This is a genomic window from Lentzea sp. NPDC055074 (assembly GCF_053608005.1).
Genome location: NZ_JBSGUQ010000010.1, coordinates 16,540 through 41,246, shown reverse-complemented (window position 1 = coordinate 41,246; position 24,707 = coordinate 16,540). Strand labels below are relative to the sequence as shown.

Annotated in this window: 24 protein-coding genes; 10 read left to right on the top strand and 14 right to left on the bottom strand. The window is 69.2% G+C overall.

Annotated features, from left to right (window positions below):
* Genes ACWF7A_RS22990 through ACWF7A_RS22975 form a run of 4 tightly spaced genes read right to left on the bottom strand, consistent with a single transcriptional unit; the run spans nucleotide 1 to nucleotide 4,298 of the window.
* Entirely contained in the window at nucleotides 1–1,005 is a 1,005-nt protein-coding gene (locus tag ACWF7A_RS22990; RefSeq protein WP_452252521.1) for a glycerate kinase family protein, read from the bottom strand.
* Nucleotides 1,002–2,702 carry a glyoxylate carboligase gene (gcl, locus tag ACWF7A_RS22985; protein WP_452252520.1) on the bottom strand — a complete coding sequence of 567 codons (1,701 nt, stop codon included), beginning with the start codon at nucleotides 2,700–2,702 and terminating at the stop codon, nucleotides 1,002–1,004. Before gcl ends, ACWF7A_RS22990 begins: the two co-directional genes overlap by 4 nt.
* A gap of 1 nt (nucleotide 2,703) precedes the next feature.
* A complete protein-coding gene (locus ACWF7A_RS22980) occupies nucleotides 2,704–3,576 on the bottom strand; it encodes an NAD(P)-dependent oxidoreductase (RefSeq protein ID WP_452252519.1) in 873 nt (290 codons plus the stop codon).
* Nucleotides 3,573–4,298: a hydroxypyruvate isomerase family protein gene (locus tag ACWF7A_RS22975; protein ID WP_452252737.1), complete on the bottom strand. Its 726-nt coding sequence runs from the start codon at nucleotides 4,296–4,298 to the stop codon at nucleotides 3,573–3,575. The genes ACWF7A_RS22980 and ACWF7A_RS22975 overlap by 4 nt, the downstream gene beginning before the upstream one ends.
* Before the next feature lie 143 nt (nucleotides 4,299–4,441).
* Here ACWF7A_RS22975 and uraD point away from each other — a divergent pair, with 143 nt between their 5' ends.
* Both uraD and pucL read left to right on the top strand, forming a co-directional pair.
* A complete protein-coding gene (uraD, locus tag ACWF7A_RS22970; RefSeq protein ID WP_452252518.1) occupies nucleotides 4,442–4,924 on the top strand; it encodes a 2-oxo-4-hydroxy-4-carboxy-5-ureidoimidazoline decarboxylase in 483 nt (160 codons plus the stop codon).
* Between the two features lie 4 nt (nucleotides 4,925–4,928).
* A complete protein-coding gene (gene pucL / locus ACWF7A_RS22965) occupies nucleotides 4,929–5,807 on the top strand; it encodes a factor-independent urate hydroxylase (protein ID WP_452252517.1) in 879 nt (292 codons plus the stop codon).
* On the opposite strand, the gene ACWF7A_RS22960 is transcribed toward pucL, so the two are convergent.
* The 4 genes from ACWF7A_RS22960 to aceB form a co-directional block, all read right to left on the bottom strand.
* Nucleotides 5,734–7,017 (bottom strand): FAD-dependent oxidoreductase, encoded by a 1,284-nt coding sequence (locus tag ACWF7A_RS22960; protein WP_452252516.1) that lies wholly within the window; start codon nucleotides 7,015–7,017, stop codon nucleotides 5,734–5,736. The two genes, pucL and ACWF7A_RS22960, sit on opposite strands and share 74 nt — an antisense overlap.
* Before the next feature lie 30 nt (nucleotides 7,018–7,047).
* Complete coding sequence (locus ACWF7A_RS22955; protein ID WP_452252515.1) at nucleotides 7,048–7,515, bottom strand: Imm1 family immunity protein; 468 nt, start codon at nucleotides 7,513–7,515, stop codon at nucleotides 7,048–7,050.
* Nucleotides 7,516–7,591: 76 nt separating this feature from the next.
* On the bottom strand, nucleotides 7,592–8,761 hold the full coding sequence (locus tag ACWF7A_RS22950; RefSeq protein ID WP_452252514.1) for a DUF6986 family protein: 1,170 nt from the start codon (nucleotides 8,759–8,761) through the stop codon (nucleotides 7,592–7,594).
* Entirely contained in the window at nucleotides 8,761–10,245 is a 1,485-nt protein-coding gene (gene aceB, locus ACWF7A_RS22945) for a malate synthase A (protein ID WP_452252513.1), read from the bottom strand. Before aceB ends, ACWF7A_RS22950 begins: the two co-directional genes overlap by 1 nt.
* Before the next feature lie 76 nt (nucleotides 10,246–10,321).
* On the opposite strand from aceB, the gene ACWF7A_RS22940 reads away from it, so the two are divergent.
* Nucleotides 10,322–11,068: an IclR family transcriptional regulator gene (locus ACWF7A_RS22940; RefSeq protein WP_452252512.1), complete on the top strand. Its 747-nt coding sequence runs from the start codon at nucleotides 10,322–10,324 to the stop codon at nucleotides 11,066–11,068.
* Here the strand turns inward: ACWF7A_RS22940 and ftsY are convergent.
* Complete coding sequence (ftsY, locus tag ACWF7A_RS22935) at nucleotides 11,065–12,360, bottom strand: signal recognition particle-docking protein FtsY (RefSeq protein ID WP_452252511.1); 1,296 nt, start codon at nucleotides 12,358–12,360, stop codon at nucleotides 11,065–11,067. The genes ACWF7A_RS22940 and ftsY overlap by 4 nt on opposite strands.
* A gap of 120 nt (nucleotides 12,361–12,480) precedes the next feature.
* Here ftsY and ACWF7A_RS22930 point away from each other — a divergent pair, with 120 nt between their 5' ends.
* Complete coding sequence (locus tag ACWF7A_RS22930) at nucleotides 12,481–13,605, top strand: anhydro-N-acetylmuramic acid kinase (protein ID WP_452252736.1); 1,125 nt, start codon at nucleotides 12,481–12,483, stop codon at nucleotides 13,603–13,605.
* Complete coding sequence (locus ACWF7A_RS22925; protein WP_452252510.1) at nucleotides 13,593–15,152, top strand: sodium:solute symporter; 1,560 nt, start codon at nucleotides 13,593–13,595, stop codon at nucleotides 15,150–15,152. Before ACWF7A_RS22930 ends, ACWF7A_RS22925 begins: the two co-directional genes overlap by 13 nt.
* Here ACWF7A_RS22925 and ACWF7A_RS22920 read toward each other — a convergent pair.
* On the bottom strand, nucleotides 15,102–16,025 hold the full coding sequence (locus tag ACWF7A_RS22920; protein WP_452252509.1) for a GNAT family N-acetyltransferase: 924 nt from the start codon (nucleotides 16,023–16,025) through the stop codon (nucleotides 15,102–15,104). The genes ACWF7A_RS22925 and ACWF7A_RS22920 overlap by 51 nt on opposite strands.
* Before the next feature lie 90 nt (nucleotides 16,026–16,115).
* Between ACWF7A_RS22920 and ACWF7A_RS22915 the strand changes: the two genes are divergently transcribed.
* The 3 genes from ACWF7A_RS22915 (at nucleotide 16,116) to ACWF7A_RS22905 (ending at nucleotide 17,759) form a co-directional block, all read left to right on the top strand.
* Nucleotides 16,116–16,553, top strand: coding sequence for a hypothetical protein (locus ACWF7A_RS22915; protein WP_452252508.1), 438 nt, complete (start codon nucleotides 16,116–16,118; stop codon nucleotides 16,551–16,553).
* 128 nt (nucleotides 16,554–16,681) lie between these two features.
* Nucleotides 16,682–17,020 carry a hypothetical protein gene (locus tag ACWF7A_RS22910; RefSeq protein WP_452252507.1) on the top strand — a complete coding sequence of 113 codons (339 nt, stop codon included), beginning with the start codon at nucleotides 16,682–16,684 and terminating at the stop codon, nucleotides 17,018–17,020.
* Nucleotides 17,021–17,045: 25 nt separating this feature from the next.
* Entirely contained in the window at nucleotides 17,046–17,759 is a 714-nt protein-coding gene (locus ACWF7A_RS22905) for a lysophospholipid acyltransferase family protein (protein ID WP_452252506.1), read from the top strand.
* A gap of 350 nt (nucleotides 17,760–18,109) precedes the next feature.
* On the opposite strand, the gene smc is transcribed toward ACWF7A_RS22905, so the two are convergent.
* From smc to ACWF7A_RS22885, 4 genes are read right to left on the bottom strand one after another with little or no spacing between them, the layout of a single operon-like run.
* Nucleotides 18,110–21,769, bottom strand: a complete 3,660-nt coding sequence (gene smc / locus ACWF7A_RS22900; RefSeq protein WP_452252505.1) for a chromosome segregation protein SMC — start codon at nucleotides 21,767–21,769, stop codon at nucleotides 18,110–18,112.
* Nucleotides 21,770–21,829: 60 nt separating this feature from the next.
* Nucleotides 21,830–22,465, bottom strand: a complete 636-nt coding sequence (locus tag ACWF7A_RS22895) for an anti-sigma factor family protein (protein ID WP_452252504.1) — start codon at nucleotides 22,463–22,465, stop codon at nucleotides 21,830–21,832.
* Entirely contained in the window at nucleotides 22,462–22,968 is a 507-nt protein-coding gene (locus tag ACWF7A_RS22890; RefSeq protein ID WP_452252503.1) for a sigma-70 family RNA polymerase sigma factor, read from the bottom strand. The genes ACWF7A_RS22895 and ACWF7A_RS22890 overlap by 4 nt, the downstream gene beginning before the upstream one ends.
* A 33-nt stretch (nucleotides 22,969–23,001) precedes the next feature.
* Entirely contained in the window at nucleotides 23,002–23,274 is a 273-nt protein-coding gene (locus ACWF7A_RS22885; RefSeq protein WP_452252502.1) for an acylphosphatase, read from the bottom strand.
* An 81-nt stretch (nucleotides 23,275–23,355) separates the two neighbouring features.
* Between ACWF7A_RS22885 and ACWF7A_RS22880 the strand changes: the two genes are divergently transcribed.
* Entirely contained in the window at nucleotides 23,356–24,087 is a 732-nt protein-coding gene (locus tag ACWF7A_RS22880) for a CAP domain-containing protein (RefSeq protein ID WP_452252501.1), read from the top strand.
* Between the two features lie 22 nt (nucleotides 24,088–24,109).
* A complete protein-coding gene (locus ACWF7A_RS22875; protein ID WP_452252500.1) occupies nucleotides 24,110–24,580 on the top strand; it encodes a hypothetical protein in 471 nt (156 codons plus the stop codon).
* The last annotated feature ends 127 nt before the right edge of the window (nucleotides 24,581–24,707 follow it).

Genomic DNA, 24,707 nt, shown 5'->3' with positions numbered 1-24,707 from the left:
TCACTGTGACACCCAGTCGCGGGCGATGCGACCGCCGAGATCAACCAGCAGCGTCTCGGCCCGGGCCATGCACCGGCTGACGTCCGGTTCGACGTCCACCAGCGCGTAGGCGGCCTTCAACCCCAGGTCACCGGGTTCGACCGAGCACTGCCCCGCCACCGCGACCACCGGTACGTCGCCCGAGGCCTTCACGACCCCGTACGGCGCCTTGCCGTGCCGGGTCTGGGCGTCGAGCGAGCCCTCGCCCGTGACCACCAGCGACGCGTCCCGCACGGCCTCGGCGAACCCGGCCAGCTCCAGCACCACCTCGATGCCCGGCCGGAACCGGGCGCCGAGCACCGCCAGTGCGGCGAACCCGATCCCGCCGGCCGCACCCGCACCGGGCCGCGACGCGTGCTCCGGTCCGACGCGGCCGGCGAACGCGCTGAGCCGTTCCTCGAGGATCTCCACCTGCTCGGGTGAGGCGCCCTTCTGCGGCCCGTAGACCGCCGCCGCGCCGGACGGCCCGAGCAGCGGGTTGTCCACGTCCGAGGCCAGTACCAGGTCGACAGCGCCGAACGACGACCGGCCGAGCGCCTCCAGCATCCCCGCGCCGCCGTCCGTGCACGCGCTGCCGCCCAGCCCGAGCACGATCGTGGTGCAGCCGACGTCCAGCGCGGCTTTCAGCAGCTCACCGACGCCGTGGCTGGTGGCGTCGAGCGGCGCGGGCCGCTCCAGCAACGTGAGCCCGGCCGCCGAGGCCACCTCGACCACGGCGGTCGTGCCCCGCACGGCGAAGGACGCGGGCACCGGCCTGCCGACCGGCCCGGTGACCCAGCGCCCCACCTTCACGAACCCGGCGGCGACGGCGGCGTCGACGGTCCCGTCGCCACCGTCCGCCACCGGGAGGCAGCGCACGTCCACGTCCGGGACCGCCTCCCGCAGGCCGCGCGCGACGGCGGCGGCGACCTGCGGGGCGGTGAGCGATCCCTTGAACTTGTCCGGCGCGACGATCACCTTCGTCACGGCAGCGGCTCGAATTCCCTCATCGCGGCGATCGACGTGCCGTTCGCGGTGTTGCCCTCGCGTTCGATCATGATCTCCACGAGCACCGGCCGCGACGTCCTGTCGGCCTCCTTGCGCGCCCACTCGAGCGACGTGCGGATCTCGCCCGGATCGGCGACCCGGACGCCGGAGCAGCCGTAGGCCTCCATGATCTTCACGTTGTCCGAGCCCGTGGTGTCGTAGTGGATGTCGACCTCGTACTTCATGTCGTAGCCACCGTGGTCCTCGGCCATCCGGATCAGGCCGAGGTACTCGTTGTTCAGCATGATCAGCACGAACGGCACGTCGTACTGGGCGCCGACCGCGAGCTCCTCCACGAGGAACTGGAACGAGTAGTCGCCGACGACACCGACGACCTCGGCGTCCGGCCGGGCCTTCTTCACGCCGATCGCCGCCGGGATCTCCCAGCCGAGCGGTCCGGCCTGGCCGCAGACCTGGTAGTGCCGCGGCTTGTGCGCCTTCTGGTGCTGGCCGGACCAGATCTGGTAGAGCCCGATGGCCGTGACGAAGTAGGTGTCCGGGCCGTAGAACTCGTTGATCTCCTTGAACACCCGCGGCGCCTTGACCGGCACGGTGTCGAAGTCCTCACGCCTGAGAAGCGTCCGCTTGAGCTCCTGGCAGCGCTCCACCCAGGCTCCCGCCTCGCGAGCGCCGCGCGCACGGGCCTTCTCGAGGATCGCCCGCAGGAACACCTTGGTGTCCGCGACGATGCCGAGGTCCGGTCCGAAGACCTTGCCGATCTGCGTGGGCTCGACGTCGACGTGGATGAACTTCCGGTCGCCGCGGTAGGTCGCGAGGTCACCGGTGTGCCGGTCGCCGAAGCGCGCACCCAGTGCCAGCACCAGGTCCGACTCCAGGAACGACGCGTTGCCGTAGCGCTGCGAGGTCTGGATGCCGGTCATGCCCGCGTAGAGCGGGTGGTCCTCGTCGATCGCGCCCTTGCCCATCAGCGTGGCCTGGACGGGGATCTGCAGGTGCTCAGCCAGGTCCAGCAGCTCGGAGGACGCCTCGCCGAGGATGACACCGCCACCGGCGAGCAGCAGCGGACGCTCTGCGGCGAGCAGCATGTCCAGCGCGCGCTCGACCCGTGCGTCACTCGGAACGCTTTTCACCACCGGCAACGGTTCGTCGATCGTGGAGTCCCACTCGATCTCCTGCTTCTGCACGTCGATCGGCAGGTCGATGAGGACCGGGCCGGGACGGCCGGAGCGGGCGATCCGGAACGCCTCGCGGAAGATCCACGGCATCTGCGCGGCTTCCTTGACCTGCACCGCCCACTTCGTGACGGGAGCGGCGATCGACACGATGTCGACGGCCTGGAACGCCTCCTGGTGCAGCTTGGAGACCGCGGCCTGGCCGGTGATGCACAGGATCGGCACGGAGTCGGCCTGCGCGGTGTAGAGGCCGGTGATCATGTTCGTGCCGGCCGGGCCGGAGGTGCCGATCGCGACGCCGACGTTGCCGGTCGTGCGCGACCAGCCGTCCGCCATGTGCGTGGCGCCCTCCTCGTGCCGGACGATCAGGTGCTCGATCGAGCCGTCAGCCTCCATCGCCTTGTACAGCGGGAGGATCGCGGCGCCGGGGCAGCCGAACACGACGTCGATGCCCTCGGACTTGAGGACCTCGACGACCGCCTGCATGACTGGGATCTTCGGCATTTCAGGCCCTTCCCGCGAAGTTCTCGATGACCTTGAGCAGCGCGGAGTGGTCGAGCGACCCGTACCCCTGCGCGCGTGCCGCCGCGACCAGTGCGGCGATCTGGTTGGTGACCGGCAGTGCGACGTCGGCGGCGCGTGCCGCGTCCAGTGCGATGCCCATGTCCTTGTGGTGCAGGTCGATCCGGAAGCCGGGCTGGAACTCGCGCGCGATCATGGACTCGCGCTTGAGGTCGAGGATCCGGTTCGCGGCGAGTCCGCCGGCGAGCACGTCGAGGCCCGCCTTCGGGTCGACGCCGCTGGCTTCCAGCAGCACGATCGACTCGGCGACCAGCGCGTAGATGCCGCCGACCATCAGCTGGTTCGCGGCCTTCACGACCTGGCCCGCGCCGTGCGGCCCGACGTGGACGATCGTCTTGCCGACGACCTCCAGGAACGGCCTGGCGGCGGCGAAGTCGGCCTCGGTGCCGCCGACCATGATGCTCAGCGACGCCTGGACGGCACCGGTCTGGCCGCCGCTGACCGGCGCGTCCAGCACGCGGACGTTCGTCAGCTTCTTCGCGATGTCGATCGAGGTCGACGGGCGGATCGTGCTCATGTCGATCAGCAGCGTGCCGTCGTCGAACACGACCTCGTCGATCACCGCCTCGACCTGCGGGTGGTTCGGCAGCATCGTGATGACGACCTCGGCGCCTGAGACGGCTTCCTGCGCCGACGACGCGGCCTTGCCCCCGTCCGCGACGAGCTTGTCGAGCGAGGCCGAGCTGAGGTCGAAGCCCGTCACGTCGTGCCCGGCGGCTACGAGGTGGGCCGCCATCGGGCCGCCCATGATGCCGAGGCCGATGAAACCGACAGTGGATCCCTTGGGGCGGGTCATGCGTTGTCCCTCCAAGCGAAGGAGTGGGTGACGGGCTTGTACTCGGCGCCGACGAAGCCCGTGTAGCCGTTGGCGCGGAGCTTCGCGAGATGCCCGAAGAGGTCGAGCTCGCCGGTGCCGGGCTCCCCGCGTCCGGGGGCGTCGGCGATCTGCACGTGACCGATGCGGTCGACGTGGTCGGCGAGGAGGTCGAGGTCGTCGCCGTTCGTGGCGAGGTGGTAGAGGTCCGCGAGCAGCTTCACGTTGCCGCGGTCGATCTCGTCGATCAGCTCGAACGCCTGGTGGGCGGTCCTGATCGGGTACTTCGGGGCGCCGCTCAGCGGTTCGATCACGAGCTGGGCGCCGATCTCGGCCGCGACGTCGGCGGCGAAGCGATAGTTGGAGACGGTCTGCGCCGTGGTCTCGAAGTTGCCGTGCAGCGCGTTGAGCGTGCGGCAGCCGAGCCGGGCCGCGATGGCCGCGGTGATCTCGACGTTCGTGCGGAACTCCGTCTCGCGGCCGGGCCAGCTCGTCAGTCCCCTGTCTCCCGCGGGCATGTCGCCCGCGTAGAGGTTCAGGCCGACGAGGCGCACCTGCGCGTCGACGATCGCGTTCTCGAACGCCTCGATCTCGCGCGTCTCCGGTACGGCGTCCGCGAACGGCCACCAGATCTCGACCGCGTCGAACCCGGCGGCGCGTGCCGCGGCCGGACGCTCCAGCAACGGCAGCTCGGTGAAGAGCATGGACAGGTTTGCGTCGAACACCTCGGGCGGTTCCTTCCACATTGCGGAAGTTGGATTTCGTACTACGGAGACACTAGACATCTCGCGCGGCCCGGGTCAAGAATGTGGAAGTTCAATTCCGCGATGTAGAAACTTGGAGAACCGTGGACAGCTTCAACAGCGCCCCCGAGGCCGAACTCCGTCCACTGCTCGCCGAGTGCCTCGCGGTACCCCGCTGGATCGACGCGATGGTGGCGGGCAGGCCCTACGCGTCGATGGATGCTCTCCTCGCGGCTTCTTCGGTTGCCGCACAAGGACTTTCCGACGAGGAGGTGCTCGGCGCCATCGCCGGGCACCCGCGCATCGGCGAACGACAGAAGACAGGTGGGGTGTCGGCGAGGTGGTCGCGGTCCGAACAGTCCGGTGTGGACGCCTCCCAGGCTGATCGCCTGGCGGAGGCCAACGCCGCGTACGAGGATCGGTTCGGGCACATCTACCTGGTGTGCGCGACCGGCCTGAGCGGTGCGGAGATGCTCGGCAACCTGTCCAGCAGGATGGACAACCCGCCGGATGCCGAGCTCCGCGTCGTCAACGACGAACTCGCGAAGATCGCCGCCTTGCGGCTGCAGAAGCTGATCGGGAGCTGATTTCATGGCCATCGTCCTGGGCCCCAACCAGTACGGGAAGGCGGAGAACCGCCTCGTCACGGTGTCGCGCAACGGGTCCGTGCACACGATCAAAGACCTGACCGTCAGCACCTCGCTGCGCGGAGACCTCGCCGACACGCACCTCACAGGCGACAACGCGAAGGTGCTGGCCACCGACACGCAGAAGAACACCGTGTACGCCTTCGCCAAGGAGGCGCCGGTCGGGGAGATCGAGGACTTCGCGCTGCGCCTCGGCCGGCACTACGTCGGCTCGCAGGAACCGATCACGGGCGCGCGCATCCTGATCGACGAGCACTCGTGGGACCGCATCGACGGCCACGACCACTCGTTCGTCCAGGGCTCGAACGAGAAGCGCACCACCGCCGTGACGATCGAGGGCTCGCAGGCGTGGGTCGTGTCGGGCGTGCGGGACATGGTGGTGCTGAAGTCGACGGGGTCGGAGTTCCACGGCTACCCGAAGGACCCGTACACGACGTTGAAGGAGACGGACGACCGCATCCTGGCGACGTCGGTGACGGCCCGCTGGCGCTACGCCGGCACGGACGTCGACTGGGCGAAGTCGTTCGCGGAGATCCGGTCCGTGATGCTGAAGACGTTCGCGGACAAGCACTCCCTTTCGCTGCAGCAGACGCTGTACGCGATGGGCGAGGCCGTTCTCCAGTCACGGCCCGAGGTCGCCGAGGTACGGCTCTCCATGCCGAACAAGCACCACTTCCTCGTGGACCTCAGCGCGTTCGGCCTGGAGAACGACAACGAGGTGTTCTACGCCGCGGACCGCCCGTACGGGCTCATCGAGGGGTCGATCCTGCGGGACGACGCTCCGGACGCGGGTCTTGCCTGGAGTACCTTGCCAGCCTTCTGAACACCACCGGGTTGAGCAGCGTCGCCGGCGAGGCGACCATGTGCACGACCCGCACGAAGCGGCGGAACAGGTCGGGGTCGTGCACGATCCCGGCCTGCCACTTCTTCAGGTACCAGCCGAGCAGCCCGCCGCGCTTCTCCTCCACCCAGTTGCGGTCGGCGTTGCTCGACATCGCCCACGACGCCTGCGAGGTCCGCGCGACCCTGCGCTGGAACCGCCGGCAGCCCCTGGCGCTGAAGTCCTGGTGCCGCCGGAACAGCAGAGCCTCCATCGCGGCCACGGTGATCCCCTGCCCGTAGACGGGGTTGAACGCGCACACGGCGTCGCCCACCGCCACCAGCCCGCCGGGCCAGTTCGGCACGTCCTCGAAGGCGTTGCGGCGACTGGCCGTGCGGGCGAACAGGTAGACCGGCGTCAGCGGTTCGGCGTCGGCGAGCATCTCCGAGATCGGCACCCGCAACGAGTCCAGGAACTCCTGGTAGCCGTCGAGGTCGCGCGGCGGGTGATCACCGACGGCGCCCTGCGCGGTGACCATGAGCCGGTCACCCTCGACGCGCATCGCCGCGACCCCGCGCGGGAGGTCCGGCGCGGACAGGCTTTCCGCGTACACCACGGGAAAGTCCGCCGGCGCGGTGTAGAGCCGGGTCGCATAGCCCGTGCCGGAGTCGACCACCTCGGGTTCCGGCGTGGTGATCCCCGCGGCGGCGAGCCACGCGGGCAGCTTCGACGACCGGCCGGACGCGTCGACGACCAGATCCGCGTCGACCCTGCCATCGCGGGTGAGCACGCCGACGACGACCCCGTCGCGCAACGACAGCCCGATGACGTGGACGCCGCCCACGATCTCCGCCGTGACCCGCCGCCGGATGCAGGTCTCCAGCAGGGGACGGCTCAACGACAGCAGCGGCATGCCCAGATGCGTCTTGGCGAGCCAGCCGAGCGGGTTGAGGATCTGCATGTCGCCCGCGTCGGCGAGCACCGCGCCCTGCGCCACGAGCTCGTCGCGCAGGCCGGGGAACAGCTCCTCCAGCAATTCTCCGCCGCGCACCAGCAACCCGTGCGTGTGCCGGCCCTGCGGCACGCCCGCGCGGTACTCGGGCTCGTCCGTCAGTTCGTCACGTTCCAGGACCACGACCTCGTCGCACGTCTCGGTGAGCACCCGAGCGGCGAGCAAGCCGGCGATTCCCCCACCCATCACCACGGCCTTCATGGGGCCATTGAACCAGCGGCCCGCTGAGAGTCAGTGGTTCTCGGTCGCGCGCAACGACATCTGCTGGTCGCGCCACGAGTGGAACAGGTCCGCCTCGCAGTACCAGTCGACGCCCGTCGGCCGTTCGCCGGAGATCATGAACTCGATCAGCAGCTGCCGGTACAGGTCGAGCGGAACACCGGTGCCGGGCGGGAAGTCCGTGTACTTCTCGTTCACGTACGGCGCTTCCGCGAACCCCTTCGGCCAGCCCATGAAGCGGTTGTCGACGTAGTACATGTAGCCCCACGCGCCGCGCACGGCGAGCACGACGTTGTGGTCAGGTTCCCCGTCGGCGGTGAGCTCGCGGCCGAAGTGGTCGAGCGACCCGTCGTTGCACTCGGGCCGGCTGAGCAGCCGGATCAGGGTGTCCACGTCCGCATCACACGCGACGACCTGGTACTTGTGCTCCGCGGAGTCGAGGTCGGGTAACCCGGTCCAGAGGCCGGCTCGCATGCTCATGCGAGCCACCCTGCACCCAACTACCGGGAACATTCGACACCCATGGACAGAACCACACGAACGGGTGATGCCCCGATCAGCTCGATCGGGTTACGAGGCCCCGGAGTGCTGACTCGTCCAGACCCGTGGCGGCCTCCACCTCCACCGGATCGAGCGCACCGCAGTCCACCGCGCGGAGGAAGAACGCGGAGAGGGCCTGGGCGGTCGCCGGCTCGTCCAGCACGCCTCCCGAGACGTGCTCCACGTAGGCCTTCAACCGCGCCGCGTCCGCGGCCAGACCTTCGCGGTAGAAACCGTAAACAGCCGCATATCGTGTCACCAGTTGTGCCGGGTGCAGGTCCCAGCCCTGGTAGAAACCGTGCTCCAGCGAACGGCGCGCCAGCCGGTAGTGCGTGTCCCAGCCGAACTGCTTCTGGTCGCCCACCGGGAGCACGTTGGTGGAGCCGTCCGAGAGCCGCACACCCGTGCCGGCCGCGGACACCTGCATGACGTGCCGGGCGAAGTCGCACGCGCCATGCGCCAGGTGCTGCTGTGCGGCGGACAACCCGCAGTCCGCCGTGTAGTCGTAGGTTCCGAAGTGCAGACCGGTCACCCGGCCACGTCCCGCCGCGATGAACCGCGGGATCGCGAGGCGCCCCTCACCGTCCACAACGGACCGCGCGGTCTCGACCTGGATCTCGAACCTCAGCTCCTTGCCGAAGAGGTCGAGCACCTCACCGAAGACCTCGACCTGCTCGACCGAGGTCACCTTCGGGAACGTGATCACGAACTCCGGCGGCACCTCGCCCAGCGCCGTCAGGAAGATGTCCAGCGTGCGCAGTCCGCGCTCGCGCAGTTCGGGCGTGTCGAACGACTTGATGCGCAGACCGAACGACGGAGGCGCGGTGCCGTCGGCGACCCAGCGCGAGAGCAGGATCGCCGTGCTCTCGGCGTCCATGTCCTCGACGTCGTCCTCGGGCGCGCCGTAGCCGTCCTCGAAGTCGATCCGCAGGTCCTCGATCGGCTCCCGGCGGAGCTTCGCCTCGACGCGCTCCAGCACGCCTTCCGGCAACTCCGGGAGCAGGTCGGGCTCGATCGACTCCAGGGCCTCGCGCCCCCAGTCGGCGATCGTGGACCCGATGATGCGTCCGGCGGGCACGTAGCACGTGTGCACGGGCTGACGGCCCACCGGCCAACTGCGTTCCACAGTGGACAGCCGTGCGGTGAGGCGCGCGACGTCCCCAGGGGACAGCGATGTCTCGTACATCAGATGCGCTCGTACGCGGGCAGTGTCAGGAAGTCCACGAAGTCCTCGGACAGCGCGACCTGTTCGAACAGCTCGACGGCGGCCGCGACGTGCGGCCCTTCGAGCTCACTCCCGACCCGCGCCAGCACGGACCGCACGGCGTCGGCGGTGACCTGCGTGCCGTCGTCGAGCACGACCTTGTTGTTGATCCACTGCCAGATCTGCGACCTGCTGATCTCCGCGGTGGCCGCGTCCTCCATCAGGTTGTGGATCGCCGCGGCCCCGTTGCCGCCCAGCCAGGACGCGATGTAGCGCACGCCGACGTCGACCGCGGCCTCGAGGCCTGCTCGCGTGGCGGAACCGCCCGCGGACTTGAAGTCCAGCAACTGCTCGGCGGTGACGCTGACCTCCGGACGCTGCTTGTCGATCTGGTTGGGCCGGTCGCCCAGCACCCCGTCGAAGATCTCACGGCAAATCGGCACGAGATCAGGATGCGCCACCCACGACCCGTCGAAACCATCGTTCGCCTCGCGCGTCTTGTCCTCGCGGACCTTGCGCAACGCGGTCTCGGTGACCTCGGGATCACGCCTGTTCGGAATGAACGCCGCCATGCCGCCCATGGCGAACGCCCCGCGCTTGTGGCACGTCTTCACCAGAAGCTCGGTGTACGCGCGCATGAACGGCGCCGTCATCGTCACGCTGTTGCGGTCCGGCAGCACGTAGTCCGCACCCGCATCGCGGAAGTACTTGATGACGCTGAACAGGTAGTCCCACCGACCGGCGTTGAGCCCCGACGCGTGGTCGCGCAGTTCGTAGAGGATCTCCTCCATCTGGAACGCGGCCGGAATCGTCTCGATGAGCACCGTCGCGCGAATCGTGCCGTGCGGCACCTTCAACAACTGCTGTGCCGTCGTGAAAACGTCGTTCCACAGCCGTGCTTCGAGATGCGACTCCATCTTCGGCAGGTAGTAGTACGGGCGGCCGAGCTCGGCGTTGTGGAAGAAGTGCAACCCGAAGTCCACCAGCGCACCGACGGCGTTCTTCCCGCCGAACTGCAGGTTCCGCTCGTCGAGGTGCCAGCCGCGCGGCCGGACGACGATCGTCGGGTACGGCCCGCCCTTGAGCGAGTACTCCTTGCCCTCGGGCGAGGTGAACGCGATCGTGCGGCGCTCCGCCTCGTACAGGTTCACCTGGCCCTGCACGACGTTGTCCCAGTGCGGCGTGTTCGCGTCCTCGAGATCCGCGAGCCACACCTTCGCACCGGAGTTGAGCGCGTTGATCGTCATCTTGCGCTCGGTGGGCCCGGTGATCTCGACCCGCCGGTCCCGCAACGCCTCGGGAGCCTCGGCGACCTGCCACTCCCCGTCCCGCACGTCCTGCGTCCCGGGCAGAAACCCGAGGGGCCGGCGCTCCTTGCGAAGGGCGAGCAACTCGTCCCTGCGGGCGGCGTGCGCCTCGTGCAGCTTCGCGACGAACTCAAGAGCCTCTTCGGTCAGGACCTGCACCAGAATCCACCTCTCTCGGTTTTGCTGTGTGGACTATAGTTTTTGCATTGCGGAACTGCAACGGGAGGAGCCGCACGTGTCCACAGGTGGCGTGCAGTCCCTGCAAAGGGCGTTCGACCTGCTAGAACGCCTGGCAGACGCCGGTGGCGAAGCCTCGCTGTCGGAGCTGGCCGCGACATCGGGCCTACCGCTCCCCACGATCCACCGCCTGATCCGCACCCTTGTCACGCTGGGCTATGTGCGCCAGAACAGCAACCGCCGCTACACCCTCGGCTCACGCCTGATCCGTCTGGGCGAGACCGCCTCACGCCAGTACGGCACCTGGGCGCGGCCGTTGCTCTCGCAGCTGGTCGACTCGGTGGAGGAGACGGCGAACCTCGCGGTCCTGGACGGCGACGAGGTCGTCTACGTGGCGCAGGTGCCCTCGAAGCACTCGATGCGCATGTTCACGGAGGTGGGCCGCCGCCTGCTGCCGCACGGCACGGGAGTCGGCAAGGCGATGCTGTCGCAGCTGCCGCGTTCCGACGTGCGCGCGCTGCTGGAACGCACGGGCCTGCCCGCGTACACGTCGAACACGATCACCGACGCGTCCGAGCTGCTGGACTCGCTCGACGAGATCGCCGAACGCGGGTTCGCGCTGGACGAGTCCGAGCAGGAACTGGGCGTGCGCTGCATCGCGGTGCCTGTGGTGGGCGGGCCGACCCTGGCGGCGGTGTCGGTGTCGGGTCCCGAAGGCAGGCTCACGAAGGACGCGGTGAACCGCATCCTTCCCGAGGTGCTGGCGGTGGCGAAGAGGCTCGCGGACCAGGCCGCGACGGCCTAGCCGAGCAGGGCGTCGACGAACGCGCCGGGCTCGAACGGGGCCAGGTGGTCGGCGCCCTCACCGAGGCCGACGAGCTTCACCGGCACGCCGAGCTCGCGCTGCACCTGGAACACGATGCCGCCCTTGGCCGTGCCGTCGAGCTTGGTCAGCACGATGCCGGTGATGTCGACCTGCTCGGCGAACACCCGCGCCTGGGTCAGGCCGTTCTGGCCGGTCGTGGCGTCCAGCACCAGCAGGACCTCGTCCACCACGGCCTGCTTCTCGACGACTCGCTTGACCTTGCCGAGCTCGTCCATCAGGCCCTTCTTGGTGTGCAGCCGGCCCGCGGTGTCGATCAGCACCGTGTCGACCCCGGTGTCCACCCCGCGCTTCACCGACTCGAACGCCACCGAGGCCGGGTCCCCGCCCTCCGGCCCGCGCACGGTCTCCGCACCGACTCGCTTGCCCCACGTCTCCAGCTGGTCGGCAGCGGCGGCGCGGAACGTGTCCGCGGCTCCCAGCAGCACCGTGCGGCCGTCCGCGACGAGCACGCGGGCGAGCTTGCCGGTCGTCGTGGTCTTGCCCACGCCGTTGACGCCGACGACGAGCAGCACAGCGGGCTTGCCGGCGTGCGGCAGCGCCTTCAGGGACCGGTCCATCTTCGGCCCGAGCGCGTCGATCAGGACGGTGCGCACCAACGCCTGCGCCTCGGCCTCGGTCCGGATGCCGGACCCGGCGATCTTCGACCGCAGCGTCTCCACGATCTCCGTGGTGAGCGCCGCACCGAGGTCCGCGATCAGCAGCGTGTCCTCGACGTCCTGCCACGAGTCCTCGTCCAGGTCACCCGCGCCGAGCAGCCCGAGCAGCGAGGTCCCGAACGCGTTGCGCGACTTCGAGAGCTTGCCTCGCAACCGCTCCAACCGGCCCGCGGTCGGTTCGATCTCCTCGACCTCGGAGGCCTCGACCGGCAGGTCGACCTCGACGAAGCCGCGTTTCACGGAGTCTCGCGGCACGGAGGCGTCGTCGCCCACCCCGGGCTGCCCGTCCACCTCGGTGCGGTCGGCGACGGGGTGCTCGACCGGCTGTTCCACCGGCGGCACGACCACGGAGTCGACCACGGCGTCGGCGGCGGGGGCGGCCGGGGCGAGCGAGATCCCCGACGCCGACGCCTGGTATCCGCCAGGCCTCGGCGTTTCCTCCTTCTGGGTCAGGCTGATGCGACGGCGACGCGTCAGCACCACACCGGTCACCAGCGCAGCGATCAGCACGACCGCCACGACGACGAGGATCAGGACAAGGGAGGACGTCGACACGGGCTCATGGTTTCACAGACCCGCATGTTACCTGTCAACTAGGTATTGCTCATTTAGGCGAAGATTTCACCAAAGCCCTTGCGCGGCGCCACACTGTGGAATAGACCACACGTCGTGAGGGTGATCGGACTGATTTCCGGCACGTCGATGGACGGCATCGACGTCGCCGTCGCCGACCTGTCGATCAACGGTGACGTGGTCGAGCTCGTGCCGGTGCAGTGCGCCGAACACCCGTTCCCGAAGGACCTGCTGGAGAAACCGCGGGACCTGGCTGAAGTGTGCGCCTTCGACACGTCGCTGGGGCAGGCTTTCGGCGAAGTCGCCGCCGGGTACCTGCCGGCCGACCTGATCTCCTCGCTCGGGCAGACCGTGCACCACGAGGTGCAGGACGGCGACTGCCTCGGCACCCTGCAGCTCGGCCAGCCCGCCTGGATCGCCGAACGCACCGGCCTGCCGGTGGTCGCCGACCTCCGGGTGAGGGACGTCGCCGCGGGAGGCCACGGCGCACCCCTGGCGAGCACGCTCGACGCGTTGTGGCTCGCCGGCATGGGTAAGAACGCAGTCGCCCTCAACATCGGCGGCATCGCGAACATCACCGTCGTCAGCCCCGGCAGCGCGCCGGTCGCCTACGACACCGGCCCCGGCAACGCGCTGATGGACGCCGTGATGGAGGTCCTGTCCCACGGCGAACGGCGGCAGGACACGAACGGCGAGTTCGCGAGCAGGGGCAGCGTCCGGGAGGACGTCCTCAAGAAGCTCCTCGCCGACCCGTACTACGCCAAGCCGTGGCCGAAGTCGACGGGCAAGGAGCACTTCAACGCCGAGTACCTCCAGGGCTTTCCCACGGTCCAGGCCGAGGACATGCTCCGCACGCTCGCCGAGCTCACCGCCCGCACCATCGCGGACGCCTGCCGCGCGCACGACGCGAGCACCGTCGTCGCGTCCGGCGGCGGCATGCGCAACCCGGTGCTGGTCGAGGCGCTCGAGAAGGCGCTCGACCCCATCCCGTTGAAGATCAGCGACTCGCTGGGCCTGCCGCGCGACGGCAAGGAGGCCTACCTGGCCGCGCTGCTCGGGTTCCTGACGTGGCACGGTGTTCCGGGCAACACGCCGTCCGCGACCGGTGCGTCCGGGCCGCGGCTGCTCGGCAGCATCACGCCCGGCAGCGGACCGCTCCGCATGCCCGAGCCCGTCACCACCGCCGTGACCAAGCTGAATGTGGGGGACCCGAAGTGCGCGGACTAGATCTCGCGATCATCGTCCTGTTCCTCGTCGGAATGCCGTTGCTCGGCATGTGGATCGGCGGCAGGCAGAAGTCGGCCACCGACTACTTCGTCAGCGAGAAGCGCATCTCGTGGTGGGTCGTGTGTCTGTCGGTCGTGTCCGCGGAGACGTCGACGCTCACGGTGCTGAGCGTGCCGGTGATCGCGTACATGGCGACGCCCGCGCAAGGCGGCATGACGTACCTGACGCTGGCGCTCGGGTACATCGTCGGCCGCATCATCGTGAGCTTCGTGCTGCTGCCGCGCTACATCGCCGGTGACCTCGTGACGGCGTACGCGTTCCTGGGCAAGCGGTACGGCAACGGCATGCGCGCCACGGCGTCCGTGACGTTCCTCTTCACGCGCCTGCTCGCGGACGGCATCCGGCTCTTCGCCACGGCGATCCCGATCAAGCTGGTGCTCGGCCAGTACGGGATCAACGCGAACTACTGGACGATCATCCTCGCGCTCGGCGTCGCCATGGTGTTCTACAGCTTCTTCGGCGGCGTGCGCGCGGTCGTGTGGGTCGACGCCATCCAGATGCTCTGGTACGTGCTCGGCGGCGTGATCGTCATCTGGTGGCTGTCCGGTCAGCTCCAGGACGGCTGGTTCGCGAAGGCCGTCGACGTCAACAAGTTCCAGATCTTCGACTTCACCTCGTCACCGCTGACGGGCGCGTACCCGTTCGTCGCGGCGTTCTTCGGCGGTGCGCTGCTGTCGATGGCCTCGCACGGCGCGGACCAGCTGATCGTGCAGCGGCTCATGTCCACGAAGGACGTGAAGTCCGCGCAGAAGGCGTTGATCGCCTCCGGTTTCGTGGTGTTCCTGCAGTTCGCGTTCTTCCTGTTCATCGGCGTGATGATGTGGGCCTTCTACAACGGCGTCGACCCGGTGAAAGACCTGAAGCTCGGCAACAAGGACGAGCTCTTCGGGTACTTCATCGTCACCTCGCTGCCGTCGGGCCTGTCCGGCTTCGTGATCGCCGGCATCCTCGCCGCCGCGCTCTCGTCGTCGCTGGGCGCCTTGGCCTCCAGCACCGTCACCGACGTCTACGAACGCATCCGCAAGACCCCGATGACCGACGAGGAACGCCTGCGCCACGGCCGGATCTGGACCCTGGTGTGGGCGGGTCTGCTGATCGTGTGCGCGGGCCTGTTCGCCTCCTCGAACAAGACCACGGCGGATCCGATCGTGGTGCAGGCGCTCGGCATCGCCGGCTACACCTACGGCGCGCTGCTCGGGGCCTTCCTCCTCGGCCTCATCTTCCAGCGCGCCACGCAGGTGGACGCGATCGTCGCGTTCGTGTCGACGGTGCTGGTCGTCGGTTTCGTGATTCTCGGCGTCAAGTTCGCCGGCAGCACGCCGACGATCTACTTCGGGAAGGCGACGGCCGACCTGAAGTCCTTGACCGGCTGGTGGAACACGCCCCTGGGGGTGGCGGTCACCTTGCTCGTGGGTGGCTTGCTGTCATTGCGGCATTCAGGCGGTGTGGCGGTACGCGACGAGCTCGACGTGAAGGCGGAATCCTAGGCGGGCGAACATGTTCTGCGACGACTCGTTGCCCGCGTGGATCGACGCGGCGGCCTGCGGTCGTGCACCGTGGTCCGCCGCGAGCTTCCACAGCAGTTCGGTGACGAGGGCAGCGCCCACGCCCTGACCGCGAACATCGGGTTCGACGGCCACGAAGTCGATGTAGTACTCCTCGGGCTGGGCCTTGCCCGCGGCGTAGCCCAGCACGCGCTGGCCGTCCATGGCGACGACGACCGTGCGTTTGGCGGGGTCGGACTCGACGAGTTGTTTGCCGGACAAGTACGTGTGCGGGAAACATCGTTCGTGCAGGACGGCGACGGCCTCGTGCACGAACTCGTCGGTCGGGAGGACGCGCATCTCGCGGCTGCTGGGACATTTCGCGTCCCGCAGCAGCAACGTGCGCAGGTCCCCGTTGTCGAGTACGTGGATGGCACTGGCCTTGCCGGCGCTGAAGGCGTGCCGTTCGGCGAACGCCGCCAGCCGCCGGTGAGCCGTGTGACCGTAGAGCTCGAGATCGGTGATGCCGGTGAGGAGCTCGGTGGCGCGGCGGAACAGCGCGTCGGCGGTCTGGTCCCAGATGCGGCTGCCCGCGGGGTGGTTGACCGGTACGTCGACGAACGGTCCGTGCAGCCACGCACGGCCGAGCTCGGCATCGACCTCCACGCTGAGCATGCCGGTGATGTTGTCGTCGGCGTCGACGGCCACCACCGTGCAGTCCGCCCAGGTGGGCTCGAACTCACCGAGCTCCGCGCGGAGCTCTTCGACTGTCTCACCGAGGTACCCGATGTGGTGCGCGTTGTCGGCCTGGAGCCGGACCAGCAGCGCCATCGTGGCGCCGAGGTCGCCAGGTTCGGCGAAACGGATGTCGTACATAGGAGGAATGGTCACTCGCACGGCCGTTCGAAGCGAGGGAGTTTTCGGCGGTCCCAGGTCACGGACGCGCGGCCCGGTAAAATGACGAGGATGTCGTCCGAAGAACTGGCCGTCCGGACCGCCGCGGCCGAGGCCAAGGCCCACGCCGGGGACTTCAGGTCGGCGGCCTCCGAGCTCAGCGCGCTCGTGAAGGAACACGTGGCGGCGGCCGGCGCGGATGATCTCCAGACCCTCACCGTCCGGCTGAGCCTGGCGCGCGTGCTCGGCACCGCGAAGCAGTTCAGCAAGGCCGTCGGCGTCTGCGAACCGCTGCTGCGCGACCAGGTTCGGGTCCTCGGCCCGGAGCACGAGGCCGTCCTGGAGACCCGCCAGCTGCTCGCCAACCTGAGGTACAGGACAGGTGACTCCGAGGGCGCCGCGGAGGAGCTGGAGCAGCTCCAGGCGGCGTTGTCGCGGGTGCTCCTGCCCACGCACGACCGGATCACGAAGGTCAAGCGCGACATCGCGTTCCTCAAGCGTTCCCCCTGACGCGGGAGACAACACTCACACCGGCGCACTGCGTGACACTGGTATGCCGCATCACGAACACCGACGTCGCAGGCACGACACCCAGATTCGGGCTTGCAGGGCAGGTGAGGGTGGGGGACTCTTCTACGGTGAGTGAGGAAACGATCCAACTCGATCTCAACGAATCCGGGGTGGCCGTCGACCTGCCCTTGCCGCCGAACATCCGGGACGGTGTCCAGGGAGTTCCGTATCGGCCGGTCGAATTCCGAGACGATGATCTTCCGTCAGCTCTGGAACGCGCTGCCGCCTGGTTGCGGCAGACCCAGGACTGGCTGGGCGAACCCGTGGACGTGATCGCAGTCCATCTCGACTACGACGACACCCACGGCAACCCGTACTACGACCTCAAGCTGCTGTGCAACGACGAGGATCTGGCGGGCGTGCCCAAGGTCATGCGAGAACACGAAGGGGCCCCTACCGGCCAGTAGCTTTCCTAGGCTACCGTTCGGAAGCATGTCGGATCGCGTTTATCCCCCGGTGATCGCCGCAGCGAAGCTCATGTTCAAGGTGCTCGACCTGCAGATCACCGTGGAGGGGGCGCACCACGTCCCGCGCACGGGTGGAGCTGTGCTGGCGTCGAACCACGTCAGCTACCTCGACTTCATCTTCGCGGGCTACGGCGCGCATCTCTCGGGGCGCCTCACGCGGTTCATGGCGAAGCACGAGATCTTCGCCAACAAGATCGCAGGCCCGCTCATGCGCGGCATGCACCACATCCCCGTCGACCGGAGCGCGGGCCAGGCCTCCTACCAGCAGGCCCTGTCCGCGCTCCGCACCGGCGAGGTCGTCGGGATCTTCCCCGAGGCCACGATCAGCCGATCGTTCACGGTCAAGGACATCAAGTCCGGCGCGAACCGCCTGGCGCACGAGGCCGGCGTCCCGCTCGTCCCAGTCGCGCTGTGGGGCACCCAGCGCCTGTGGACCAAGGGCCGGCCCAAGGACCTGACCCAGCGGCACGTCCCCGTCACCATCCTGATCGGCGAGCCGTTCGAGGCCGCCCCCGGTGACTCCGGCGACGGCCTGCTGCGCAAGCGGATGCAGGACCTGCTGGACACCGCGCAGGCCCGCTACCCCACCGAGCCCGGCGCCTGGTGGGCACCGGCACACCTCGGCGGCACCGCCCCCACCCCCGAAGAGGCCGCCACGCTGGACACCCGCGGCGCGTGACGCGGGTTCCGCCTGCCCGGTGAGATGGCCGTCCGGTCGCCACCGGGCGAGCGGCTGCCGGCCGTGCCGCGCTGCCTGCGCGCCGCACCAGCGCGGGAGCTGACGCCCGAGATCAGCCTCTGACCTGGCGATACAAGGTTTTCACAAGCGCCGTCCGGCATTGTGGCGGTGCGCACCTGGAGTGGTGAGGTGGATCTGGGGGATCTCACCCCTGCAGGTGCCTGGCGGCGTCCGCACGGTGAAGGGGGCTTTCCTCTCCCAAGAGGAAGGTCACCGCGCTGACGCAGCTCTTGCAGAGGCCGCGGCCGGAGCAGGTTCAAGCCCCCCAGGCACCAGCTCTGGCCGCCCTCTCAGGACTCCGGCTCCGCCGCTTCAGGCGCAGGGTCAGCGGGCACTTCCGCGGTCTCCACGGGCTCGGCAGCCTTGACCGCACGGGCCGGTTCGTCGGCGGACGTGCGCAGCCGCTGCGAGATCACCTGCGAGATGCCGTCACCGCGCATCGAGACGCCGTACAGCGCGTCCGCGATCTCCATGGTCGGCTTCTGGTGCGTGATGATCAGCAGCTGCGAGCGGTCGCGAAGCTGCTGGAACAGGCCGATCAGCCGGTGCAGGTTCGTGTCGTCCAGCGCCGCCTCGACCTCGTCCATCACGTAGAACGGTGAGGGGCGGGCGCGGAAGATAGCGACCAGCATCGCCACGGCGGCCAGCGACTTCTCGCCACCGGAGAGCAGCGACAGGCGCTTGACCTTCTTGCCGGGCGGGCGGGCCTCCAGCTCGATGCCGGTGGTCAGCATGTCGTCGGGCTCGGTCAGCACGAGGCGGCCGTCGCCGCCCGGGAACAGGACCTTGAAGACGATCTCGAACTCGCGCGCCACGTCCTCGTAGGCCAGCGTGAAGACCTCGAGGATCTTGTCGTCGACCTCCTTCACGACGGTGAGCAGGTCGCGGCGGGTGTCCTTGATGTCCTCGAGCTGCGTCGAGAGGAACTTGTAGCGCTCCTCCAGAGCCGCGAACTCCTCCAGCGCGAGCGGGTTCACCTTGCCCAGCAACGAGAGGTCGCGTTCGGCGCGCTTGGCGCGGCGGGCCTGGGTGTCGCGGTCGTACGGCATCGGCTGCGGCTCGGAGACCTGCTCGCCGCGTTCCTTGGCGGACTGGTACTCGTGCAGCTCGGCGGCGGAGGCGGGCACCATGACGTCGGGGCCGTACTCGTTGATCAGGTCGTCGAGGCCGATGCCGAAGTCCTCGGCGATCTTGGTCTCCAGCTGCTCGATGCGCAGACGCTGCTCGGCGCGCAGGACCTCGTCGCGGTGCACGGCGTCGACGAGCTTCTCCAGCTCGCCGGACATCTCACGGACGACGTTGCGCACCTGGGTCAGCAGGAGCTCGTGCTGCTGACGGCGTTCCTGGGCCTGGTCGCGTTCGCGGGCCGCGCGGGACAGCGAGATCTCGATGCGTTCCAACGCCTGCTCGCCGCCGTGGGCGACGGCCTTCGCGACCACGGCGCCGCGCGCACGGTGCGCCGTCGCGCGGGCATGGCGTTCGCGAGCCTCACGCTCAGCGCGGGCGGCACGACGCAGGCCCTCTGCCTTGCCCTGCACGGCCCGTGCGCGCTCTTCCGCGGTGCGCTGCACCAGACGTGCGTCCATCTCGCCCTGACGCGCCTGAGCCAGCTCCGCGGACAACGCGTCGCGCTGCTCGGTGTCGGGCTCGTCGTCCATGGTCTGCTCTTCTTCGGCCATCAGCAGCCGCTCTTCGAGCTCGCCCAGCTTCATCAGGGCTTCCTCGCGCGACCGCTCGACCTTGGCGCGCTGCTCGCTGATGCGGCTGACCTCGGCCTCCGCGGACCGGACCGCGGCGACCATCCGGTTCAGCCGCTCGCCGGAGCGGGCCTGGCGGACCTTGGCCTCCTGCACGGCCTCCTTGACCGCGTCGAGCACCTTGCGGCGGGCCTGCTGCTCGGCGCGGGCACCTTCGAGCGCGGCCGTCGCGTGCTCCAGCGCCCGCTCCGCGGTCGCGAGCTGCTCCTGCGCCTCGTCGACGGCGGCCTGCACCTCGATGACGCTCTGCCCCTGGGCACCCGAGCCGCCGATGGCCCAGTCCGTGCCGAAGAGGTCGCCCTCCCTGGTCACCGCGCGGCAGTTCAGCCTGGCCGCGGAGTCCAGGTCCTCCACCACCGCAAGGCGATCGAGCGCGCGGGCCAACGCCGGGCGCAACGCCTCGGGGGCGTGGACGACGTCGATCGCCCACCGTGCGCCGTGCGGCAGGTGACCCCACTGCGCCGTGTCCACAGTGGACCCGTACGAGCCGATCAGCACACCTGCGCGGCCGGCGTCCTTCTCCTTCAACAGCTTCAGGGCGGCGAGCGCGCCGTCACCGGACGACACCGCGACGGCGTCGGCGATCGGGCCGAGGGCCGCGGCGAGCGCGACCTCGTAGCCGGGTTCGACGGTCAGCAGCGCGGCGACGGACCCCAGCAGGCCCGGCACGTCCGACGCGAGCAGCGCGCCCGCACCGTCCTTGCGCGTGAGCCCCAGCGAGAGAGCGTCGACGCGAGCGCGCCACGACGCGATGTCGCGTTCGGCGGTGCGTTCGGCCTTCACCAGTTCCTCGACGCGCTGGCGTGCCGCGTCGTTGGACTGCACGGCCTGGTGGAGGCGTTCGTCGAGGCCGTGGTCGTCCTCGTCCTCGGTGCCGGTGATCTCGCGGGCCTCAGCGAGCTCCATCGAGGCGAACTCGACGCGTTCGGAGGCCTCGGTCACCGTGACCGAGAGGCGTTCGATCTCCTCGGCGGTGGCGTTCGTCTTGCTGCGCAACGCTTCCACCTGACCGGAGAGGCGCGCGAGGCCCTCCCGGCGGTCGGCGATCGCGCGGACGGCGGCGATGTGCGCCTTCTCCGCCTGCGAGACCATGCGCTCCAGCTCGGCCCGCGTCTCGACGGCCTCCGCCAGGGCGATCCGGGCCTCGGTGACGCCTTCCTGGAGCTCCAGCTCCATCTCGGCGGTCTCCTTGGCCTCGCGGTCGAGGTCGTCGGGGTCACGGCCGCGGCTGGGCGCGTCCACGACGTCGGACAGGTGCCGCGCGCGTTCGGCGGCGAGCCGGACCGTGCCGCGCAGGCGTTCCTCCAAAGCGGACAGCCGGTACCAGGTGTCCTGCGCGGCCTGCAGCTTCGGCGAGTCGGCGGCGACCCGCTCCTCCAGCTCGTTCTGCTGGTACTGCGCGGCCTGCAGGGACTTCTCGACCTCGGCGCGGCGCACGCGGGCCTTCGCCTCGTCGTGCTCCTCCTGCGCGATCGTCTCGCGCTGCGTCACGAGGTCGTCGGCGAGCAGGCGGAGCTTGCTGTCCCGCAGCTCGGACTGGACGACCTGCGCGCGGCGGGCGATCTCGGCCTGCTTGCCCAGGGGCTTGAGCTGGCGGCGCAGCTCGGCGGTGAGGTCGGTCAGGCGCGTCAGGTTCGCCTGCATCGCCTCGAGCTTGCGCAGCGCCTTTTCCTTGCGCTTGCGGTGCTTCAGGACGCCGGCGGCCTCTTCGATGAAGGCGCGGCGTTCCTCCGGTTTGGACTCGAGGATCGCGGCGAGCTGGCCCTGACCGACGATCACGTGCATCTCGCGGCCGATGCCGGAGTCGGACAGCAGTTCCTGGATGTCCATCAGGCGGCACGAGTTGCCGTTGATCTCGTACTCGGTGCCGCCCTCGCGGAACATGCGGCGAGTGATCGACACCTCGGTGTACTCGATCGGCAGGATGCCGTCGGCGTTGTCGATCGTCAGCGTCACCTCGGCGCGGCCGAGCGGCGCGCGGCCGGACGTGCCGGCGAAGATGACGTCCTCCATCTTGCCGCCGCGCAGGTCCTTGGCACCCTGCGTGCCCATCACCCAGCGCAGCGCGTCGAGCACGTTGGACTTGCCGGACCCGTTGGGGCCGACCACACAGGTGATGCCGGGCTCGAAGCGCAGCGTGGTAGCCGAGGCGAAGGACTTGAAGCCCTTCAGCGTCAGGCTCTTGAGATGCACGCCGGGCAGAGTACCCAAGCGCTTGCGGGTGATGCGGGAGGCGGGCCTTGACCTGCGCGTCTAGGGACGGAGAGTAACCAACAGCCCGCTCTCGTCGGAGACCTCCAACCGTTCGATCTGATCGACCCGGAACGACGTGGAGCCGGGAATGCGCTCGTCAGGCGCGTGGTCGGAGCCCCACCAGCCGCCGACCTCCCGCTGTCCTCTGCGGTCGAACACGATGACCTTGCACCGCGCACCGGGCCTGACCTCGCCGAGCTTGAACCACATCTCGGTGCCCCAGGACTTCGAGACCATCTCGGCCTGGCCGTTCACGCCGGTGGCCGCGTCCTTCGAGGTCCAGGTGGGCGGGAGGGACGGCGACGACGTGGCCGGTGCCGCGTCGGGCGGCTTCGGCACCGGCTGCAGGAAGAAGAGGCCTCCGGCGAGCGCGAACAGCACGAGGACCGCCGCGCAGGCGATCAGCACGCGGCGCTGGTTGTGTCCCGGAACGGGTGGACGGGCCGGGATGTCGTCGAGGTTCTCGACGTCCTCCAGGGTCAGGCGGCCGAGCAGCCCCGGCAGCGGGGCCAGCCGCAGCATCTCGGCCTGACAGCAGTCGCAGTCGCCGAGATGACGTTCGAACACGGCTCGTTCCTCGAGGTCGAGCGAGCCGAAGAGGTAGGCGCCGACGTCGACGGTGTGCTGGCAGCTCACGCCTCGGTCACCCCTCTCTCCTCCAGTGCGTCGCGCAGCGCCCGCAGTGCGTAGAAGCAGCGCGACTTGACCGTGCCCGGCGGGATGCCGAGCGTCCTGGCGGCCTCCGCGACGGTGCGGCGGCGGTAGTACAGCTCGATGACGACCGTCCGGTGCTCAGGCGTGAGCGCCCGCAGCGCCGACGCGATCTGCCACGTCTGCAGCACGTGGTCGACCTGGTCGCTCACCGGTGGGAGGTCCACCGGTTCGAGCGGCACCTCGGTCGCGCGTGCGTTGCGGCGGCGGTAACCGGAGATCACCAGGTTCTTCGCGACCGTGTAGAGCCACGGTGCCGCGTCGTCCGGTGTCAGATCCTCGTAGTTCCGCCACGCGCGGAGCAATGTCTCCTGCACGACGTCCTCCGCCTGCTGGTAGTCGCCGTCGACCAGCCGCAGCACGTAGTGCAGCAGCGGGCCTCTCCAGCGCTCGTACAGCTGGATGAGGACGTCTTCCGAGGAGTCCACGATCCCCTACTACGCCGTGTCCCTGAAAACGGTTCAGCGCTCGATGAACCCGGTCAGATCACCCCTGGCGTCCGACCACTGCTCACCGACCGAGTCGACCTGTCCGGGGGTGTCACCCGAACGGAGAGCATTCAGCAGTTGTTCACAGTTCTCGCGCGAACCCTCGGCAACCACCTCGACCCGTCCGTCCGGCCGGTTCGAAGCACTTCCGACCAGGCCCAGTTCCAGTGCCCGGGCTCGCGTCCACCAGCGGAAACCAACACCCTGCACCCTGCCCCGCACCCACGCGTTCAGTCGCACGTCCACCTCCGAATGGTTGCGTAGTCACGCCAGGTGACCAAAGACGCACGCTGGGGTTGTCACCCATTAGTGGTACGGTCCCGACCCGTGAGTGCCCGCAGCCTCTTACTCGGCCTGCTGATCGGTGCAACCGGTATCGGCGGTCTCGTCGTCACCGGCACCTCCCCTCTCGGCATCAACTTCACCAATGCCGCGCAGCAGGAGACCACCGACGCGGCGAACCAGTTCGGAACGGGCAACGCCGCCGCACCCAACGGCAACAGACAGCCCTCCGACGGCGGCAACGCCGACACCGGAGCCCCCGCGCCCCAGACGTCCTCCTCGGTGCCCGCCACCTCGACGACGTCCGAGACGCCCTCCTCCACGCCTTCGACGCCCGCGGCCCCGTCCACCACGACGCCGCCACCCGAGGCCCCGAAGCCGCCCGCTCAGACGAAGCCGCCGACCGGCCAGACCCCCGAGCAGGCCGTGCTCGCACTCACCAACGACGCCCGTGCCGCCGCCGGATGCAAGGCCCTCGTGATCGACGACCGCATCACGACCGCCGCGCAGGCCCACAGCACGGACATGGCGACCAAGAACTACTTCTCGCACACCTCGAAGGACGGCCGCACGTTCGACGTCCGCATGCGCGAGGCCGGCTACCCGAAGCCGGGCGGCGAGAACATCGCGATGGGCTACCCGAACGCCGCCGCCGTCGTGGACGGCTGGATGAAGTCGACCGGCCACCGCGAGAACATCGAGAACTGCAGCTTCACCACGATGGGCATCGGGCTCGACACCCGCGGCAACTACTGGACCCAGAACTTCGGCCGCTGACCGTTCTAACAGGGGAAACTTCGTGTACGAGAGCCCGGAACCGGACTCGCGCTCGCGCTTCTTCCGAGGTGCACCGCAGGTAGTGCTCGCCGCCTCAGGCGTCGTGCTGGCGACCGTCTTCGCCGCCGTCGCGTCCTTCGCGGCGGGCTCGGACACCGCGTCCGAGTCCCCGGCGACACAGCCGCCCCGCAAGGAGGCCGTGCGCGACGCCCTGAGCATCGTGCCGACCTCCGCGCCGTCGTCCACCGCCGAGCAGACGTCTACGACCACCGAGACGACGACGTCCTCGACCACCACGACGACGAAGAAGCCGACGCGCGTCACCACCATCACGCGCCCCGACGGCACCACGACGACGGTCACGACCGAGGAACCGCCTCCGGTGGTCACCACGACGACCACGTCGGCGAACAACACGACGACCACCACGACCAACCAGACGACGACCACCACCACGGCGTCGAGCACGACCACAACGACGCCGCCCGCCTAGGGTTACGCCGGTCACCGCCTTGTGACGCACTGCTACACGAAGGTGTGGCACGACTGAGGCGTTGGTTCGTTTCCGCCGATAACTCGAACGCAAGTCCATCCGACCGGGTTTCCCCCGAGGAGCGATC